This is a genomic window from Prevotella illustrans, assembly GCF_017426725.1.
Lineage (GTDB): Bacteria > Bacteroidota > Bacteroidia > Bacteroidales > Bacteroidaceae > Prevotella > Prevotella illustrans.
Map to the genome: position 1 here is coordinate 1 of NZ_JAERMS010000008.1, position 18500 is coordinate 18500.

Annotated in this window: 15 protein-coding genes; 8 read left to right on the forward strand and 7 right to left on the reverse strand. The window is 45.1% G+C overall.

All coding sequences use genetic code 11. From position 1 onward, the window contains the following. Positions 1–181 precede the first annotated feature (181 nt). From JHU38_RS04215 to JHU38_RS04235, 5 genes are all read right to left on the reverse strand, one after another. Positions 182–1144, reverse strand: a complete 963-nt coding sequence (locus JHU38_RS04215; protein ID WP_107583102.1) for a type I phosphomannose isomerase catalytic subunit — start codon at positions 1142–1144, stop codon at positions 182–184. Positions 1145–1193: 49 nt separating this feature from the next. Continuing rightward, the gene (locus JHU38_RS04220) at positions 1194–2651 is read right to left on the reverse strand and encodes a TrkH family potassium uptake protein (protein ID WP_107583100.1); all 1458 of its coding nucleotides are present in this window, start codon (positions 2649–2651) and stop codon (positions 1194–1196) included. Then, on the reverse strand, positions 2651–3994 hold the full coding sequence (gene trkA / locus JHU38_RS04225; RefSeq protein ID WP_107583098.1) for a Trk system potassium transporter TrkA: 1344 nt from the start codon (positions 3992–3994) through the stop codon (positions 2651–2653). Before trkA ends, JHU38_RS04220 begins: the two co-directional genes overlap by 1 nt. Further along, on the reverse strand, positions 3991–5919 hold the full coding sequence (dxs, locus tag JHU38_RS04230; protein ID WP_107583096.1) for a 1-deoxy-D-xylulose-5-phosphate synthase: 1929 nt from the start codon (positions 5917–5919) through the stop codon (positions 3991–3993). Before dxs ends, trkA begins: the two co-directional genes overlap by 4 nt. Before the next feature lie 744 nt (positions 5920–6663). Continuing rightward, positions 6664–7095, reverse strand: coding sequence for an Hsp20/alpha crystallin family protein (locus JHU38_RS04235; protein WP_232369832.1), 432 nt, complete (start codon positions 7093–7095; stop codon positions 6664–6666). Positions 7096–7348: 253 nt separating this feature from the next. Between JHU38_RS04235 and JHU38_RS04240 the strand changes: the two genes are divergently transcribed. Genes JHU38_RS04240 through JHU38_RS04275 form a run of 8 tightly spaced genes read left to right on the forward strand, consistent with a single transcriptional unit; the run spans position 7349 to position 17301 of the window. Continuing rightward, the gene (locus tag JHU38_RS04240; protein ID WP_199222682.1) at positions 7349–7978 is read left to right on the forward strand and encodes a sugar transferase; all 630 of its coding nucleotides are present in this window, start codon (positions 7349–7351) and stop codon (positions 7976–7978) included. A 21-nt stretch (positions 7979–7999) separates the two neighbouring features. Then, positions 8000–10492: a polysaccharide biosynthesis/export family protein gene (locus tag JHU38_RS04245; protein WP_107583092.1), complete on the forward strand. Its 2493-nt coding sequence runs from the start codon at positions 8000–8002 to the stop codon at positions 10490–10492. A 41-nt stretch (positions 10493–10533) separates the two neighbouring features. Further along, the gene (locus JHU38_RS04250) at positions 10534–11574 is read left to right on the forward strand and encodes a Wzz/FepE/Etk N-terminal domain-containing protein (RefSeq protein WP_107583091.1); all 1041 of its coding nucleotides are present in this window, start codon (positions 10534–10536) and stop codon (positions 11572–11574) included. 18 nt (positions 11575–11592) lie between these two features. Beyond that, positions 11593–12717, forward strand: coding sequence for an EpsG family protein (locus JHU38_RS04255; protein ID WP_107583089.1), 1125 nt, complete (start codon positions 11593–11595; stop codon positions 12715–12717). Further along, positions 12698–13690: a glycosyltransferase family 4 protein gene (locus JHU38_RS04260; protein WP_158267327.1), complete on the forward strand. Its 993-nt coding sequence runs from the start codon at positions 12698–12700 to the stop codon at positions 13688–13690. The genes JHU38_RS04255 and JHU38_RS04260 overlap by 20 nt, the downstream gene beginning before the upstream one ends. Then, positions 13687–14754 (forward strand): glycosyltransferase family 4 protein, encoded by a 1068-nt coding sequence (locus JHU38_RS04265; RefSeq protein ID WP_107583085.1) that lies wholly within the window; start codon positions 13687–13689, stop codon positions 14752–14754. The genes JHU38_RS04260 and JHU38_RS04265 overlap by 4 nt, the downstream gene beginning before the upstream one ends. Next, positions 14751–15755, forward strand: a complete 1005-nt coding sequence (locus JHU38_RS04270) for a CgeB family protein (protein WP_107583084.1) — start codon at positions 14751–14753, stop codon at positions 15753–15755. Before JHU38_RS04265 ends, JHU38_RS04270 begins: the two co-directional genes overlap by 4 nt. Before the next feature lie 25 nt (positions 15756–15780). Beyond that, on the forward strand, positions 15781–17301 hold the full coding sequence (locus JHU38_RS04275; protein WP_146157033.1) for an MATE family efflux transporter: 1521 nt from the start codon (positions 15781–15783) through the stop codon (positions 17299–17301). Between the two features lie 4 nt (positions 17302–17305). Here the strand turns inward: JHU38_RS04275 and JHU38_RS04280 are convergent, their stop codons facing one another. Both JHU38_RS04280 and JHU38_RS04285 read right to left on the reverse strand, forming a co-directional pair. Beyond that, entirely contained in the window at positions 17306–18064 is a 759-nt protein-coding gene (locus JHU38_RS04280; protein ID WP_107583080.1) for a glycosyltransferase family 2 protein, read from the reverse strand. Position 18065: 1 nt separating this feature from the next. After that, positions 18066–18500 (reverse strand): lipocalin-like domain-containing protein, encoded by a 435-nt coding sequence (locus JHU38_RS04285; RefSeq protein ID WP_107583078.1) that lies wholly within the window; start codon positions 18498–18500, stop codon positions 18066–18068.

Consider the following 18500-nt stretch of genomic DNA (forward strand, 5'->3'; position numbering starts at 1 on the left):
TGAGGATTTTAGCCCTTAACTTTTATATAACAAAAATGTTTACCGGACAGCAATACTTTTCAATGCTTCTCTAATGACCGATTTGGGTTTAAATGATTAGCCCCGAAGACCATAGAATCTTCGGGGCTAATGTATGATAGTGTTTGGTTTCCTTTTCGGTTTTCTTCTTTCGGGGAATATTCTACACGTAAGTTTCTAAGAATTTTACGGTTCCTTCCACCTTCAACGACTGTGTTGTGGCGGGAATCAGAATCGTTTCGCCCACCTTGAGCGACGTTTCGTTCCCCTCGTTGTCTTTGATTGTGCCTTCGCCCTTAATGCCAATGAGAATCACGAAACTATCTAATTCGCTGTAATCGAGTGTCATCGGCTCGTCTAAATCATAGACGGCCGTATTGAAATAGGGGCAGTTGACGAGATTCACGCCTTCGTTTTTCTTGGGCGTATATTCCGTGCGATAATCCTTTTCCACGTTATAATTGATACATTCCGAGGCTTCTTGGGTATGTAGCTGGCGATAGTTGCCGTCCTTATCCTTGCGTTTGAAGTCGTAGATGCGGTAAGTAACATCGCTCGTTTGCTGTATTTCGGCTAAGAAACAGCCTGTTCCGATGGCGTGGATACGGCCCGCCGGCAGGAAGAAACAGTCGTCTGCTTTTACCTTATACTGTGCCAAAGCGTCGCAAATGGTGTCGTTTTCTACCATTTCCTTGTATTGTTCGGGCGTAATCTGCATTTTCAGACCGCTGTAGAGTTTGGCATCGGCGTCAGAGTCCATGATATACCACATCTCGGTCTTGCCGCGTTCCTTGCCTTGCTGTTTGGCAATCTCGTCGGTAGGATGCACCTGAATGGAAAGATCTTGACGGGCATCGATGAACTTAATGAGCAATGGAAACTCGTTGCCGAAGCGCTTGTAGTTGGCTGTGCCTACGAGTTTATCCTTCAACGTGGCTACAACATCGTTGAGTTTCTGCCCTTTGAATTGGCCGTCGCTGACTATTGTTTCGTTATTAGATACACCGGAGATTTCCCAGCTCTCGCCAACGTTTTCTTGGTTGCTGTCCAAATGCTTGAATGGGATAATTTTGTTACCGCCCCATAAGGTAGATTTTAGCAAAGGATTAAATTTGATGGGTTGCATTTTATATAAGTTTTATATGGATGATATGATGATACATGAATGGATACGACTATCTTTCTTGCCAGAATGTGGGCGTAAAGATGACGAGGACGGAGAATATTTCCAGACGTCCGATGAGCATGATGATGGAGCAAAACCACTTGATGTAGTCGGGAAGTTCGGACCAACTCATCGTCGGACCGATTTCAAGGCCCAATGTCGGCCCCACGTTGCCGATGCAACTGAGAATGATTGTGACGGCATTGGTGTTGTCTATGCCCGAGGCGATGAGCAGAAACGACGAGATAAGACATATTGTCAGATAGACCGTGAGAAACGCCAGCAGGGTGACACGCTGCTGTTGCGGCACGTTGTTGCCGTCGATTTTCATCGATAAGACGGCGTTGGGGTGTAGCAGCTGCGTAAACTCGTTCTTGATGTTCTTAAGCAACATGACGCCGCGAATGCTCTTGAAGCCTCCGCTGGTGCTGCCCGAACAGCCACCGAAGAACATACAGGCGGCCAGTACCACCCAGGTGACGTGTGGCCAAGTGCCGGCGTCGTCGTTGAAAAGGCCCGTTGTGGTCATGAACGACACCACTTCAAAGCTGGCGCAACGGAAAGCCTTCTCCAAGTCGTAGCTGTTGTGCCACATCAGTTCGAACATGATGAAGAGCGTAAAGCCGACAGCCATAGTCAGATAGAACTTGAACTCCGTGTTTTTCCATATCGTGAAGGGCTTCAGCTTGATAAACGAGGTGTAAAGAAGCGTGAAGTTGATGCCTGACAGAAAGCAGAAAAACGTTCCCAAGTATTCGATGAGGGGCGAGTGAAAGAATTCGGTACTGTCGTTGTGGGTCGAAAACCCGCCGGTAGCGGTCGTTCCCATGGCATAGTTCACACTGTCGAAAAGGCTCATGCCGGCTCCCCAGAACGAAAGCATGCAGGCTATGGTCAGCACCAGATAGACTGTCCATATCCATTTGGCGCTTGTGCTGAGCCTTGGATGCAGTCTTGTCTTCATGGGACCGGTAGCTTCGGCGGCGAACACCCGCACCGAACCTCCTACAAAGGAGGGCAGAATGGCGATGGTGAAGAATACGATACCCAGTCCGCCAATCCATTGCGTCATCGAACGCCAGAACAGGAGCCCGTGAGGGAGGACTTCCACGTCGTCGATGATGGTGGCGCCGGTGGTCGTAAAGCCCGACATCGTTTCAAAAAAGGCCGAAGCTACATTCGTGATATAACCGCTGATGAGGAATGGCAGCATACCGAATACGCTGAACGTGATCCATGAAAACGTCACGACGAGATAGGCGTCGCGTCGCGACATGCTGTTATCGGCATTGCGGCCGAGCAGCTGAAGGGTGAAGCCGGCTATCATGGTGAATATGACCGTAATAGTAAAGGCCAGCGTATCGTCTTCGCCGTAGTAGAATGCCATGACACAGCAGAACGCCAACAGCAACGCTTCGATCATCAGCAACGATCCCAGTACCCGATATATCGTTTTCAGATTAATCATTAGTTGAACAGATTTTCAATCTTTTTCATGTTGACGTTGTGGCAGAATACCATCACGGAGTCGCCCGCTTCGATTCGCGTGTTACCCGAGATAAGGACTCCTTCGCCGTTGCGCACCAGACCGCCAAGGGTGACACCGTAGGGCAATCCCAGGTCTTTCACGGGTTTGGTTGTCACCTTGGCGCCTTCCGAGGGGATAAATTCGGCCACGTCGGCATTGGCATTCATGAGAAACCGCACGTTCTGCACATTGGCGTCGAGCATCATCTGGTAGATATGGCTGGCCGCAATGGCTTTCTTGTTGATGATCGTGCCGATGTCAAGGCTCTCGGCCATGCTTACGTAGTCCATGTTCTCAACCATGGCCACGGTCTTCCTTACTCCTAACCGCTTAGCCGTGAGACAAGCCAGAATATTGGTTTCAGCATTGCCTGTCAGGGCGACGAAAGCCTGTGTGTTCTTGATACCCTCTTCGGTGAGCAACGCGATGTCGCGGCCGTCACCGTTGATGACCATGGCCTGCTTCTCGTTGAGCAATTCGTTGAGATGTTCGCAGCGTTTGTCGTCGATTTCAATAATCTTCACGTCCATATATTCGGGCATGGTCTTCACGGCGCGCACAGCCGTGCGGCCGCCCCCCATCACCATGACGTTTTTCACGTCGACATAGTGCTCCTTGCCCACAATCTTTCGGATATAGGGAATGTATTGGCGCGTGGTCATGAAATAAGCTAAATCGTAAAGTTTCAGCTCGTCGTTACCGTTTGGGATAATGGTTTCGTCGCCCCGTTTGATAGCCACTACGTGGTAGGGATCGTTGGGACCACTGATGTTCTTGAGCGGTTCGTTGAGAATCTCACTGGTTTCGCGCAGTTTGATACCCAACATGACCAAGGCGCCGCCGTGCACATCCCATCGCTGGCGTACCCAACTCATCTTGAGACCGTTGTTGATGTCTTTGGCTGCCAGCATTTCGGGGTAGATCAATGACGTGACACCGAGTGTGCGGAAAAACTGTTCCAGTTCCGGTTGTGTATATTCAAAGTTGTCGATCTTGGCCACCGTTTTCTTGGCTCCCAAAGCCTTGGCCAACGTGCAGCTGGTCATGTTGCGACTCTCATCGGGCGTAACGGCAATAAACAGGTCGCTTTTCTCAACCCCCGCGTCACGCAAAGACGTGATACTGGTGCAGGAGGCACACAGTGTCATGAGGTCGAGATCAGCTCCGAGCTGTTCCAAGCGGTCGCTGCTGTCGTCCATCAGAATGATGTCGTTGTTGTTGCGCGAAAGCAGTTGGGCCAAATAAGTTCCGATGGCGTAGGCACCGGCTATGATAATCTTCATTTTAAAAGTTGTTTAATACTGTCCTTGTCGTAACCACAGATCTGTTTCAGCTGCTCAATGGTTCCGTGTTCAATAAAGCGGTCGGGCATGCCCACACGAGTTATCTTCGGCGTGAAGCCGTGATCGTTCATCCATTCCAAGACGGCCGTACCCATGCCACCGTTTCGTGCGCCGTCTTCAATGGTAATGATACGGCTGAATTTCCGGCCGATTTCATACAGCATGTCCTCGTCGAGCGGCTTCAGAAAGCGCATGTCGTAGTGGGCTATCTTGAGTGTCGGCTGTTGGGTGACAGGCGATGAGGGCCGGCTTTGTAGCTCATCGATGAAGTTTCCCACTTCGACACCGATCGGACCGATGGTCAGCACGGCCACATCGCTACCGTCACGTAGCTTCCGCCCCTTGCCGATTTCCACTTCTTCCAACGGACATCGCCAGTCGACGAGTGATCCCCGGCCCCGTGGATAGCGAATCACGAACGTGCCTTTGCCGGGCAACTGAGCCGTGTACATCAGTTTACGCATTTCGTGCTCGTCCATCGGACTGGCAATCGTGAGGTTGGGAATGGGCCGCAGGGCTGCCATATCAAACATACCATGGTGGGTAGGGCCGTCGGGACCTACCAGTCCGGCACGGTCGAGACAGATGACGACAGGCAGGCTGAGGATGGCCAGGTCGTGGATGATATTGTCATAGGCCCGCTGCGAAAAGGCACTGTAGATGTTGCAGAAAGGCATCATGCCGTCTTTGGCCATGCCCCCCGAAAAGGTGACGGCGTGGCCCTCGGCGATACCGACGTCGAAGACACGTCCCGGCATTTCTTTCATCATGATACTCATGGAACATCCCGTAGGCATGGCCGGCGTCACACCCACGATACGGGGATTCTGCCGGGCCAGTTCCAATAGCGTATGGCCGAAGACATCCTGAAATTTAGGTGGCATGTTGTCGGTATTCTGTACCTTGCGCAGCCCTGTCACGGGATCGAACATACCCGGAGCGTGCCATACCGTGGCCTGTCGTTCGGCCGGTTTATAGCCCTTCCCTTTGGTTGTATGCAGATGAAGCAGCTTGGGACCTTTCATATCTTTCAGCTGATTGAGTACCCGCACGATATTTTTTACGTCGTGGCCGTCGAAAGGTCCGAAGTAACGGATATTCAAGCCCTCGAAGATATTCTGCTGATGGCTGAGCGCGCTCTTCAAAGCGTTGCTCAGACGGATGAGCCCCTTGCGTCGGTCATCGTTGAGATAGCCTTTGCTATGTAGCCATCGGCTGGCCTTGAAGCGCAGTTTATTATAGGTGGCGTTGGTGTCGAGATTCAGCAGATACTGCTCCATGCCACCCACGGCACGGTCGATCGACATGTCGTTGTCGTTGAGAATAATGAGCAGGTTGTTAGGCGTACTCGAAACGTTGTTGAGTCCTTCAAATGCCAAACCTCCACTCATAGCACCATCGCCAATCACGGCTACCACATGGCGGTTGGCCGCGGACGGGTCGTCAGTGGCTTGTTGCTCGGCGGCAACGGCCATTCCGAGCGCCGCCGATATGGAGTTGCTGGCATGTCCGCAGGTAAACGTGTCGTATTCGCTTTCGGTAGGCGTGGGGAAAGGGGCGATTCCACGGAATTTACGGTTCGTACCGAACTGCTCACGGCGCCCTGTCAATATCTTGTGTCCATAGGCCTGGTGCCCCACGTCCCACACGATACGGTCGGAAGGGGTGTTAAACACGTAGTGCAAAGCTACGGTAATCTCTATTACTCCCAATGAAGACGCGAAATGACCGGGATTGACGCTGACCTCCTGAATGATATTCTCACGAAGTTCCCTGCAAACTTCGGGCAGTTGTTCAGTCGTAAATTTCCGTAAATCGGATGGATATTTTATCTTGTTCAGTAGCTTAAATTCCTTGGGATCCATCTGTGTTTATTTGTCTAAAGTATAATAAGCCGCAGGTAAACGGTTGCCGTGAGGCGATGGCTCAGACCCTGTCTCGCGGGCAAATGGCAGCAACCGGAGTTACGTCTTATATTCATGCAAAGATAATAAAAAAGCACTAAAGAAAGAATATATGGCTGAAAAAAAGAGAAGGCATGGGCGTGACGACCGTGAAAGGCTGTTTGGATGATTCGGAAGAACTTTTACAAAAGGCATCAAAAAACTTGACTTGTAGCCGAACGATTTACTTTTGGTTGGAAATAACGCAAGGAAATGCGATTTTGCAAACGTCTGTGAGTCAGTGTGTTATGTTTTTGACAGTCCGATTCACGCGTTTTTGGTCGCTTATTGTATATGCTTTGAGCCTCCAATCGCGGCCCTTTTAGCGTGTAAAAGCAGCCCTTTGACGCGCTAAAAGCAGTGCTTTGACCGACTAAAAGGGCTGCTTTTGCATTGTCAAAGCACTGCTTTCGCGATTTTATCGTCCGCCAATCGTCATTTCAAAGCCCATCAACCCTCATTTCAATTCCAGATGACCAAATTGAAAAGGTCGTTTTCGCGTGATAAAAAAATTACATTTCCACCTCCATGACATGCGGCCGGCTAAAGTCAGAAAGTTGGAAAATAAAAAAAAGCCGGCAGACAAACCTATGGTTTGCTTGCCGGTTTCGTGACTATCGACTCGTTATCTCGTCAACTTATTCACCCGTCAACCGGGCTGTCGGCCTACTCGATCGCGATCGCGCGTTGCACTTTCACCTTTTGCTCATCCACCTTTGGCAGGTTGATGATCAACACGCCATTCTCCACTTTGGCCGCAATCTTCTCTTTGTCTACGTCGTCGGGCAGGATAAGCGTCTGCTCGTATTTCGTATAGCTGAACTCACGACGCAGATAGTGGTATTGCTTGTTGCTTTCCTGCTCATCCTCCTTGCGCTCCAACTTGAGCGTAAGATTGCCTTCATCATTGATATTCACCATGAAGTCCTCCTTGCCGGCGCCCGGAGCAGCCAATTCTACCACATAAGCCCGCGGTGTCTCTTTTACGTTGATAGCCGGTGCCGTGGCATTGGCCCGCGGCATATAATCGCTTTTAAAGAAATCATTGAACGCTTTTGAAATCCAATCATTCGTGTACATTACCGGTGTCATAATCATTACCTCCTGTTTATTTAAAAATTTGTTTTATTTTATCTTGTCGTAGCGCTTCTATCACGCTACGATCTTTAAAAGGCAACATACATACCAGCATTATTTTGCGTGTCATTTTGGCAAAAACAACAGACAAAATGGCATAAACAAGCGATTTATAACGCTTACAAAACCCGATTATAAAGAAAATTTAGTACTTTTACAACAATCTACCACAGATTGAGTTATATATATAGCTTCAAGGCTAAAAAGTAGAAAAATGGACACCCAAAGCATAACTTCAACAAGCGACGGCATGGGCCCCACAGAACTGGCCATCAAACGTCTGATCGACGTATTATTGGCCGCAACGGGCTTGGTATTGCTGCTTCCGGCGTTCATCATCATCACGGTGCTCCTGCAATGTCAGCACAACGGTCCTATCTTTTTCCGACAGAAGCGCGTCGGCTATCACGGTAAGTCTTTCACGATTTACAAGTTTCGCACGATGAGCAGTGAGATAGAAGAGCAAGGGCCGCAACTGATAGCAAAGTGCGACGGTAACAGTTCAACCCGTCTGGAGCGATTTCTGCGGAGCCATCACCTCGACGAACTGCCCCAGCTGTGGAACGTGCTGCGGGGAGACATGTCGTTTGTGGGTCCGCGTCCCGAACGACAGTATTTCATCCGCCAAATTCTGGCTGTGGACAAGCGTTACGAGCAAATCTACCGAATGCGCCCCGGCATTACGTCGGAGGCCTCGCTCTATAACGGCTATACCGACAGTTTGGAGAAGATGATACGCCGCATGAAGATGGACTTAGCCTATCTGCAGCGCCGCAGCCTGTGGCTCGATTTGGAAATACTGGTAAAGACAGTAGCAACACTCATTCAAGGAAAGAAAATCTGACAGAAAATAACTCTACACAATATGAAAAAAGCTGTTCTCATACTCGCTATATCCATCCTGTCTTCTCTATCACTATCCGCTCAGTCGACCATGACCGACGAACAGGTCATGGCAACCATTACGCGCGAACACGCTGCCGGCAAATCGCAGGCACAAATCGTGACCAAGCTAATGCAAAGTGGCGTGGACATCAATCAAATCAGAAGAGTGAAGAAACGCTATGAACGGTTGAAGGATAACAAAGGACTGGGGATGCTGGCTGACAAAAACGGCAACCAGGCTGATAACCGCCTGCGCCAAAATAATGGTGAATCCAAGCAGCAGGCTGCCAAGCAAAAGACTACCACCGATATGCAAATCACGGCCATGCAGGAAAGCGACTTGGACAAGCGGCAGGGGGATATGAAAAATGAACTCAATGGCATATTACCCACAGATTCCGCCCAACTGTCGGCCGAGCGCAATCGGGAAAACCAGGTATTCGGACGCGACATCTTCAATAATAAACAGCTGAGCTTTGAACCCAACATGAACATCGCCACCCCGCAGAACTACCGTTTGGGGCCGGGCGACGCCGTTATCATCGACATCTATGGCGCTTCGCAGAAAACGATAGACGCCACGGTGTCGCCCGATGGCGACATCACTGTCGAAGGATTCGGTCCTGTGCAGGTGAGCGGACTGACCGTGGCGCAAGCCAATGCCCGGCTGCGATCTACGCTTGGCGCCCGCTACAGCAGCAGCAAAGTGAGACTCACCGTCGGACAAACGAAGACCATCACCATCAACGTGATGGGTGAGGTGAAGACTCCCGGCACTTACACGCTGTCGGCTTTCGCCACCGTTTTTCAGGCGCTCTACATGGCCGGAGGCACGAATGATTTGGGAACGTTGCGCAATATAAAAGTATATCGCAACAACCGACTCGTGACCGTGGTCGACATCTACGACTACATACTGAACGGCAAGATGAGCGGCAACATCCGACTGGCCGATGGCGATGTTATCATCATAGGCCCCTATGACAGCTTGGTAAAGATAGAAGGCAAGGTGAAACGCCCTATGTTTTACGAAATGAAGAAGAGCGAAAGCCTCGCCTCGCTGCTGAAGTATGCCGGCGACTTCATGGGGAACGCCTATCGAAAGAGCATTCGGGTAAAACGGAAAAACGGACGCGAGTATTCGGTGTTCAATGTAGACGAGTTCGACTTCGGCAATTTCCGTATAGCCGACGGCGATTCCGTAACCGTAGACTCTATTCTGCCACGCTATAAGAATACGGTAGAAATCAAAGGGGCCGTATTCCGTCCCGGACTTTACAACATCGGCAGCCGCATCAACACCGTACGCTCGCTCATCGAACACGCGGAAGGCGTCACCGAGAATGCCTTTACAGCCCATGCCGTGATGCACCGCATGAAAGAAGACCGCACACTGAGAGTCATACCCATCGACGTGGCCGGCATTCTGAACGGTACGGCGGCCGACATGCCGTTACGCGAGAACGATGTTCTCTTCATTCCGACACGTAGCGACATGATGCAGGAAAGGACCATTACGATTCACGGTGAGGTGCATTATCCGGGCATATACCGCTATGCCGACGACGAGACGATAGAAGACATCGTGCTGCAGGCCGGCGGATTGAAGGACGCCGCGTCTACCATCAAAGTGGACGTGGCCCGCAGGATCAGCAATCCCAAAGCCGTCAAGAACGACAGTATAATAGCCCGGACTTATTCATTCAGCCTGAAAGACGGTTTTGTCATCGACGGCGAGCAGGGCTTCAAGCTCATGCCGTATGACGAAGTGTACGTGCGCCGCAGTCCCGGCTACTCCACGCAGCGTAACATTACGATAGAAGGACAAGCCATGTTTGCCGGCGTTTATACGCTTTCATCAAAAAACGAACGGCTGAGTGACGTCATCCGCAAGGCCGGTGGGCTGACCGACCTGGCTTACGTGAAAGGAGCCCGTCTCATCCGACGGACCTCCGCCGATGAGCAGGGGCGCATTCAGACCGTCACACGCTTGCTTGAGGCACAGGTGGGACAGAAAGACAGTCTGAATGCGGCTATGCTGCAACTGTCGACTTCCTACCCTGTAGGCATTGAACTCGACAAAGCCATGGCTCATCCGGGCAGCGACTACGATGTCGTGTTGCGCGAAGGCGACCGCGTCATCATTCCCGAATACACGGGTACGGTTAAAATCAGCGGCGACGTGATGTACCCCAATACCATCACCTACACCAAGGGTAAGCGTCCGGACTGGTATATCGACCAGGCAGGAGGTTGGGGCAACCGTGCCAAGAAGAGCCGCACCTTTATTATATATATGAATGGAACTGTAGCCCGCGTAAGTCACAACGCCAAGGTACAACCCGGTTGCGAAATCGTCGTGCCCAGTAAGCCTAAATCCAACGGTAACACGCTGGGCCAATGGCTCGGAATCGGCTCCAGCGTCGCCAGTATTGCCGCCATGATCGCGACGATAGCGAACCTGACAAAATAGGGAAACGTTAACAAAACTTTATTTTTAAAAAGTTAAAAAGGATGGATACTAAAGAAGACAAGATAGACCTGTTGCAAATATTCAGAACGTTATGGTCTCAGAAGAAAATGTTTTTTATAGCATGGGGGATATCCATTATTGCAGGTATTATCGTTGCGTTCAGCATTCCTAAAACATATACTACCGACGTTATACTTGCTCCCGAAATCAGCAATGGTAGCGGATTATCGCAGAATCTTACAGACCTTGCATCCATGGTCGGCGTCAATATCGGCAAGGAAACAGGTTCATCCGTTGACGCAATCTATCCCGAGATATATCCGAAAATCATCAGTTCCAGTCCATTCACTATTGGTTTGTTTGATGTAAAGGTAACCTCTTTGGACTCTTCCATAAAAGATCTTACATTATACAATTATCTAAAAACCAGACAAAAGACCACATGGTGGGATAAACTAACTGGTGGTTTCATATCGATTTTCAAACACACACGCACAAAAGTATATACAGGAAAAGCCATTAATCTCTTCCAGCTTACAGAAGAACAAGATGATATTGTGAAGAAAATTAATCATATGCTGAAATGCAGTGTTGATAAAAAAAATAGTTTGATAACCATTTCCGTAACAGCCCAGGATCCAAAAATATCGGCAATGATGGCGGATTCCGTTCAACAACGATTGCAAGAATATGTCATTGCGTATCGAACGAAGAAGGCCCGAAACGATTTGGAATATGCCGAAAAACTTGTCAGAGAAGCAAAAGCAGAATACACGAGGTCACAACAGAGATATGCAGCTTATGCCGATACCAACGAAGACGTCGTGATGGTTTCTTTTCGTACCAAGCAAGATGAGATGGAAAACAACATGCAACTGAGATACAACATCTATAACCAGTTGGTACAGCAGGTGCAAGTTGCCAGGGCAAAAGTTCAGGAGCGTACTCCCGCATTCACACAGATACAGCCTGCATCTGTTCCCTTGAAGAAATCAGGTCCAAAGAGAATATCAATACTTCTGGGCTTTACCTTCATTGCGACAGTTCTCACAAGTTTCCGGATAATCTTCAAAGCTTCGTAAAAAAACCGATAACCGATAATGTATCTTATTACAATTCTCCTTCTATCGGTCTTCGCATATATAGAAGTTTTTAATCGCGAAACCATTGAGAAATATAAAGTACCGTTCGCATTCTTCTGCTTTATATTTCTAGTCATTCATGATGGTTTCAGATGGGAAACGGGCTCTGACTGGACTGCATACCTACAGGCATTTGAAAACTTCTGGAACGACAATAACGGCAGCTACACAGGGGCTTTTGAATCCGGATATATGTTGTTGATGGGAGGAATTAGGCTACTGACAGAAGATTATAGCGTTTATTTAGTCATCCATGCCCTTCTTTTCTACTCTATTTTCTTCTATGTAATTTTCAAGATTTCGGACTATCCATTTATTTCCCTGTTACTATTCTACATGCTAACGGTTCCTTTCATGGGAATGAACCGCCAATTCTTAGCAATGGCTATATTCGCGATTTCATTACTATACCAGCAAAAAGGAGAATGGAAAATGGCTTTGTTACTAATATTGTTGGCGACTTTATTTCACAGAACAGCCTTTCTTGCCCTCCCAACATTGCTTTTAGGACACAAAATACAGAGGAGATATATTTTGATAGGTTATATTCTGTGTCTTATCATAACCATGTCAAGCATTATCAATACATTTGGTAACGAATTGGCGCTACTGACAGGAACAGACAGTGTATCTGGAGAGAAAATAGAAATCTATACAAATCAAGATACAGAGACGAACTTCATGATAACCATCCTATCGTTTCTACGGAAGATGATATGGCTTGTCTTATTATTTCTTTTTGACAAGAAAGTTGACAAGGGATGCAATGAGCGTAAATATACACTGCTATTAAATCTCTATATCATCAGTACGATGTCTTATCTGGTGTTTAATGGTACCGTACTTCAGATTATTGTAGCTCGCGGCCTGCTCTATTACAATTTGGCGGAAATGTTTATAATACCCTATGCGATCAGTATTTTCAAAAATAACTACGGCAAATTATTTTTAATGCTACTACTTTCCCTATACTGTACCATAAACATCTATAAGGGTTTTTCGAACTACGGAGAAGGCAATGATTATTTTGAGCCTTATAAGGGTTTATTTATCAATACGAATTATGAGCGGAAATACATATAATATTACATTCTTAATGCGAAACAGATTGTCGGGATTCAGCATTCACAAGGTATTCCGTCCTGTTATTGCGCAGTTTGACAATGCAGCCGTAATAGAAGCTCCACGCCATAGGGCCACCCCGATAAGTATCCTATACAACCTGATATGGATTAGAAATCATGTGAAGGGAAACGGAGTTATTCACATGACAGGAGGGCCACACTATTTTCTTTTGGCATTAAAGGGAAAGAGGAATATTTTAACCATCCATGATTTGGTGCTGCTCCATAATTCAACGGGGCTGAAACATGCCATCTATAAACAACTGTGGTTTCAACTTCCAATCAGATATGCCAAAGCCGTCACGTGCATATCGGAAACCGTAGCAAAGGATTTAAGTACGAATTTTACTATGCCCAAAGAGAAAATACATATTATATATAACGCTGTAGACACCAATTTCAGATATACGGAAAAGGCATTTAATAGCAATAATCCAAGAATATTACATGTCGGTACCACATGGAACAAAAACTTGGAAAGGGTCATAAAGGCTTTGATAGGAGTTCCCTGTACATTGGTAATTATCGGAGCGATTGATAAGCATATTCAAACTATATTAGAAACAAATAATATCATTTATATACAAAAGCAAAATATCAGTGATGCAATGCTTCGAAAAGAATACGAACTTGCTGACATCGTATCATTTCCTTCTATTTACGAGGGCTTCGGTATGCCGATTGTCGAGGGGCAAGCCGTGGGCCGTCCAGTATTAACATCCAACATAGCCCCCATGACAGAAATTGCGAACGGTGGCGCCTGTTTGGTTGACCCTACAGACGAGACTTCAATTAAGAACGGTTTTTTAAAAATTATACAAGACGAAACATTCCGCCAACAACTGATTCGGGCAGGAAAGGAAAATATAAAAAGGTTTTCTGTAGAAAAGATTACAAAGCAATATAAGGACTTATACACAAGCTTACTATGAGAATCGTATATGACAATATTATATTTACTTGGCAACAATCAGGTGGAATATCGGTTGTATGGGGGCATTTATTGAAACGCATGCTCAAAACGAGTTTCAACGTAACGTGTATCGAATATTCCGGAACAGAGCGGAATATCACACGTAAGACGCTGAATATTCCCTCAAAGCTGATAGACAAGAGAAGTAATTTCGCCTTTAAAATTAGGCGATATTTGAATCCTATTATTAAAATTAAAGAGCCTTTTATCTTCCATAGTAGCTACTTCAGAACCTGTCATAATAAACAAGCAATCAACGTAACAACGGTTCATGATTTTACTTATGAACTGTTTGAGACGAATCTACTGAAGAAATTACTGCATTGTTGGCAAAAGCACAGAGCCATCCGCCATTCAGACTGTATTGTATGTGTATCCTATAACACTCGAAACGATTTGTTACGCTTTCTTCCTGATGTAGATCCTGCTAAGATACATGTCATTTACAATGGCGTCGACGAGGCCTTTCGCCCTTTGCCAGATATTCAAAAGAAGAATTATGTATTATTTGTTGGACAACGTAAGGGATACAAAAACTTTGAATCCATACTACATCCACTTGCCAAAGCAAATTTACCATTGGTTATTGTTGGTAAACCACTGACAGAAAAAGAAAAGAAAAAGCTTGTTGCTGTAGGAATAAAATACCATTATATCGGGACGATAAGTAACCAAGAGCTCAACAAACGCTATAATGAAGCCCTGTGCCTGCTTTATCCCTCTTCGTATGAAGGATTCGGATTACCTGTCATTGAGGCCCAGCGTGCAGGCTGTCCAGTCATTGCAAAAGAAGGCTCGTCTATCACGGAGATTATTGGCGATACGAGACTACTGCTCCATCATGTTTCAAAAGAAGAGATTTTAGCCAAGCTTCTTTTATTAAAGGAATCCAAGCTTTATCAGGACTTTGTCGACAAAGGACTACAAAACTCACAGAAATATACATGGGATTTAATGACAAAAGGCTATTTGAAGTTATATGAAAGTATATGTAAATTTAATTTAGAAAATAATTTAATATGAGAATTGCTATCATTGGTTCAAAGGGATATGATTCCATGGAATACAACCTTTGGGACGCCTGCCTACATATTGGTCATGAAGCAGCCATCTTCGATCTCCATGATTATCTATTCACGAAGAATAAATATGGAATCAAAGCAGATGAACTCATGAGGAAATATTCTGATTATTATGATCAAAAGATTTTTCGTAAAATAGCTCAAAAAGTAATAGATTGGCAACCGGAACTTGTCATCTGCGTATATAGATTCATACATCCGACGCTGATTTCTACGATCAAGACAGAAACAAAGAGCAGAATCATTCATATAAATCCTGACGCCATTACTACATTTGAATATCAACAGGTATTTATGTCAGATTATGATGCTTGGTTTACTAAAGATCCATATATCGTCAACTTCATGAGAAAAAATATGAAGTTAAATGCCATTCTGTATTATGAAGCTTTCAATCAAAGGATTCATAAAAAACCCAACAAGCCCAAACAAGACGCAGAATCTGAAGCTAATATAGATGTCATGACCTATGGCACGATATATCCATATCGCTCAAAAATGCTTAAACACATTCTTGACGCAAATATCAAATTAAGTATATATGGCATAAGACCCAATCGCTTTTATGACCATTCGTTAGATAGAGCTTTTAAAAACAAGTATATTATGGGGTGCGAGAAGGCCGCATTACTATATGGGGCGAAGATTGTATTTAACCAAATGCACTATGCTGAGATTGAATCTGTAAATTGTAGATTCTTTGAAGCCAATGGTTGTGGCGCTTTCCAATTGGTAGATTACCGTCCTATTCTTCATAAGCTTCTACCCATTAATCCAGAGCTCGTCAGCTTTAAGGGCATTGACGAAGGTATAGACAAGATAAAATACTATTTGAAACATCCTCAGGAACGATACGAACTCTCTGGAAAGATACATCGATATACTATAGAACGATTCAGTTATGATCACCTCATACAATACATATTAAAGAGTATAAGCTAAGAAGACAAGAATAAGAAAAACAAGTATGGACAACTATCATTCTACCATCGCCAAAAATACATTATTCCTTTATCTAAGAATGGGAATTGTAATGCTTGTGACGCTATACACTTCAAGGATTGTACTGCGTGCATTAGGGGTTGTAGATTACGGACTTTTTAATGTCGTCGGCGGTGTTGTCACTATATTTTTGTTTTTCAATATGGCTCTCAGCGCAGCCACAGCACGCTACCTCGCTTATGAATTAGGAAGAGGGAATCAACAGAAATTGAATCAGATATTCTCAACATCCCTAAATCTTCACATAGGGTTGGCTATTATATTGCTTTTTATTCTTCAAACCATTGGTCTATGGTTTGTTTCTACACAAATGGTTATTCCTTCCCATCGTTTTCATGCAGCCATGTGGGTATACCAGTTCAGTATTTTTACAATGATATTTACGGTTACACAAGTACCCTACAATGCCTCTCTAATTGCCCACGAGAACATGAAAATATACGCATACATAGGACTATTAGAAGCCTTGATGATTCTTGTGATTGGTTATTTGATCCAATTGTCCCCGATAGACAGACTTATATTCTATGCAGCAGGACTGATGGCAGAGAAAATCCTTGTCCAGCTTTTTTTAAGATATTACACGCTCAGAAAATATAAAGAATGCCGTTTCAGATTCATCAAATCGAAGAAAATATATACCGAACTGCTATCCTATTCTACTTGGGAACTGATTGGTAGTTTATCGTATGCTGGCCAGACACAAGGTATCAACATTATATTGAATCTCTTTTTCGGCCCTATCGTTAATGCCGCACGTGCCATTAGCGTACAAGCCCAAGTTGCCTGCAATACGCTGATTGGCAATTTTCTGACTGCTCCGGAACCACGGATCGTGAAATTCTATTCAGAAGGCAAGAAAGAAGAAACCTTTAATTTGACTTTCACTGTCGGGAAATACGCTTTTGTTCTCATCTTATTAATCGTCGCACCTGCAACCGCAGAGATCAACTATCTGCTCAACCTTTGGTTGGGTACTCATTCTTATCCTTCCGAAACTGCCACGTTTACCATCATCATCTTATATTCTGCCTTAGTCCAGACTCTCACACAATCTTTACTGATTGTTTTCAGGGCCATTGGAAAGATTAGAGAAGGTAACTGCTATAGCGGTATCATTATGCTACTGTCACTAATTATTGTATATATAACCCTCAAACTTGGTTTTCCTGCATACAGTGCTTTTTGGGAAATTCTTCTTGCCAATATCATCTCATTCTTCGTCTATCTATTTTTCACTTGGAGATATGAGCATTTTAATATCAAACGTTATTTGTTAAAGACCATCAGTCCACTGATGGCCATCACATTCGTCTCCTGTATGCTTTCATTTCTGCTCAAACATACGATGAACGCTTCGTTTGTTCGAGTTATTTATAACTTTATTGTCAGCGACTTGGCTATTATCGGGTTTACATGGTTATTTCTTTTACAAAAGAAAGAGAAGATGATACTGATTCGGAAACTACGTCAACTATGGAAATAAATGGCTATCCGAATCTATATTCCCATATTTTATACAAATATTTTAAAGCAATAAACAACCTATTCGTATAGATACCATTTTCCTTACATGCCCGTACATCTTCTTTGACGAGTGTCCATCGGCTTCGAATACCTCTGGTACTGACACCTCCCATTCGCATCGTAACAAAGTCTAGAGATAGGTAATGATATCTAATTCTTCGGCGTTTGAATAGTCGCACCATCATTTCAAAATCCGATCCTATCATATAATCCGTACTATATTCACCTACTTCTTTGTATAACTGATGTTTTAAATATAACGACGGATGAGCCGGCATAAATCCAAATCTTAACCAAAAGGGTCGGAAAGCCTTAGAAGAGTAATAACGAACTACTCTATCAGGTTGACCGTCATAGATAAAATGAATATCACCAAAAACAGCGTCAATGTCATATTGTGTAAATTCTGCTACAACCTTGAAAATTACATCACTGCTTGTAAAGTAATCATCAGAATTTAATATTCCCACGACATCCCCTGTAGCCATGGCTATTCCCTTATTCATTGCATCATAAATGCCTTTGTCAGGTTCGGAAATATATTTCAAACGACCATTAAACCGATCTTCAAGGCTCTGAATAATTTCTATCGTACCATCACTGGATAGACCATCTACAATAATATACTCTATATCTTTATAGGTTTGAGCCAGCACAGAACACATCGTATCCAATATTGTTTTGGCACTATTATAGGTCACCGTGATAACAGACACTTTCATACTATTGCTTTTTCAAACGGATACGGAACATATTTCCTTTCAATACCATCTGCTTTTTCGACAATTGTTCTATCGTAAACGCTTCTCCCTGCCCCGAAATTCCATAGTCCTCTACCCCCTTTTCATCCGTCAGAACAGGATCTCCTTTAAGGCGATCGTCAAGCACAGGGTTATAAACCGTCAATCTATTGTCTTCATACGTAAAATAAAAGAAAACACGCAAGTTGCCTCCTGTCAAGTTCAACAGTTTCCCCTGTATAGCCCAATACATCCGTTCATGACTTTTATCGCAGCTTTTACCTGTCGCAAGTGTGTCGATACGCATAACATGCCAGTAGCCATCCAGATCACCATTGTCGCTATGTTCCAAATCACATGACGCCAACACACATAATATAGAAAATGCTCCAAGCATGTAGGTCAATAGTTCTTTCAT

Bases quoted from the DNA above. Each gene is read 5' to 3' on its own strand.
- JHU38_RS04215 (WP_107583102.1), bottom strand. From the start codon at position 1,144: ATGCAACCCATCAAATTTAATCCTTTGCTAAAATCTACCTTATGGGGC.
- JHU38_RS04220 (WP_107583100.1), bottom strand. From the start codon at position 2,651: ATGATTAATCTGAAAACGATATATCGGGTACTGGGATCGTTGCTGATG.
- trkA (WP_107583098.1), bottom strand. From the start codon at position 3,994: ATGAAGATTATCATAGCCGGTGCCTACGCCATCGGAACTTATTTGGCC.
- dxs (WP_107583096.1), bottom strand. From the start codon at position 5,919: ATGGATCCCAAGGAATTTAAGCTACTGAACAAGATAAAATATCCATCC.
- JHU38_RS04235 (WP_232369832.1), bottom strand. From the start codon at position 7,095: ATGATTATGACACCGGTAATGTACACGAATGATTGGATTTCAAAAGCG.
- JHU38_RS04240 (WP_199222682.1), top strand. From the start codon at position 7,349: ATGGACACCCAAAGCATAACTTCAACAAGCGACGGCATGGGCCCCACA.
- JHU38_RS04245 (WP_107583092.1), top strand. From the start codon at position 8,000: ATGAAAAAAGCTGTTCTCATACTCGCTATATCCATCCTGTCTTCTCTA.
- JHU38_RS04250 (WP_107583091.1), top strand. From the start codon at position 10,534: ATGGATACTAAAGAAGACAAGATAGACCTGTTGCAAATATTCAGAACG.
- JHU38_RS04255 (WP_107583089.1), top strand. From the start codon at position 11,593: ATGTATCTTATTACAATTCTCCTTCTATCGGTCTTCGCATATATAGAA.
- JHU38_RS04260 (WP_158267327.1), top strand. From the start codon at position 12,698: ATGAGCGGAAATACATATAATATTACATTCTTAATGCGAAACAGATTG.
- JHU38_RS04265 (WP_107583085.1), top strand. From the start codon at position 13,687: ATGAGAATCGTATATGACAATATTATATTTACTTGGCAACAATCAGGT.
- JHU38_RS04270 (WP_107583084.1), top strand. From the start codon at position 14,751: ATGAGAATTGCTATCATTGGTTCAAAGGGATATGATTCCATGGAATAC.
- JHU38_RS04275 (WP_146157033.1), top strand. From the start codon at position 15,781: ATGGACAACTATCATTCTACCATCGCCAAAAATACATTATTCCTTTAT.
- JHU38_RS04280 (WP_107583080.1), bottom strand. From the start codon at position 18,064: ATGAAAGTGTCTGTTATCACGGTGACCTATAATAGTGCCAAAACAATA.
- JHU38_RS04285 (WP_107583078.1), bottom strand. From the start codon at position 18,500: ATGAAAGAACTATTGACCTACATGCTTGGAGCATTTTCTATATTATGT.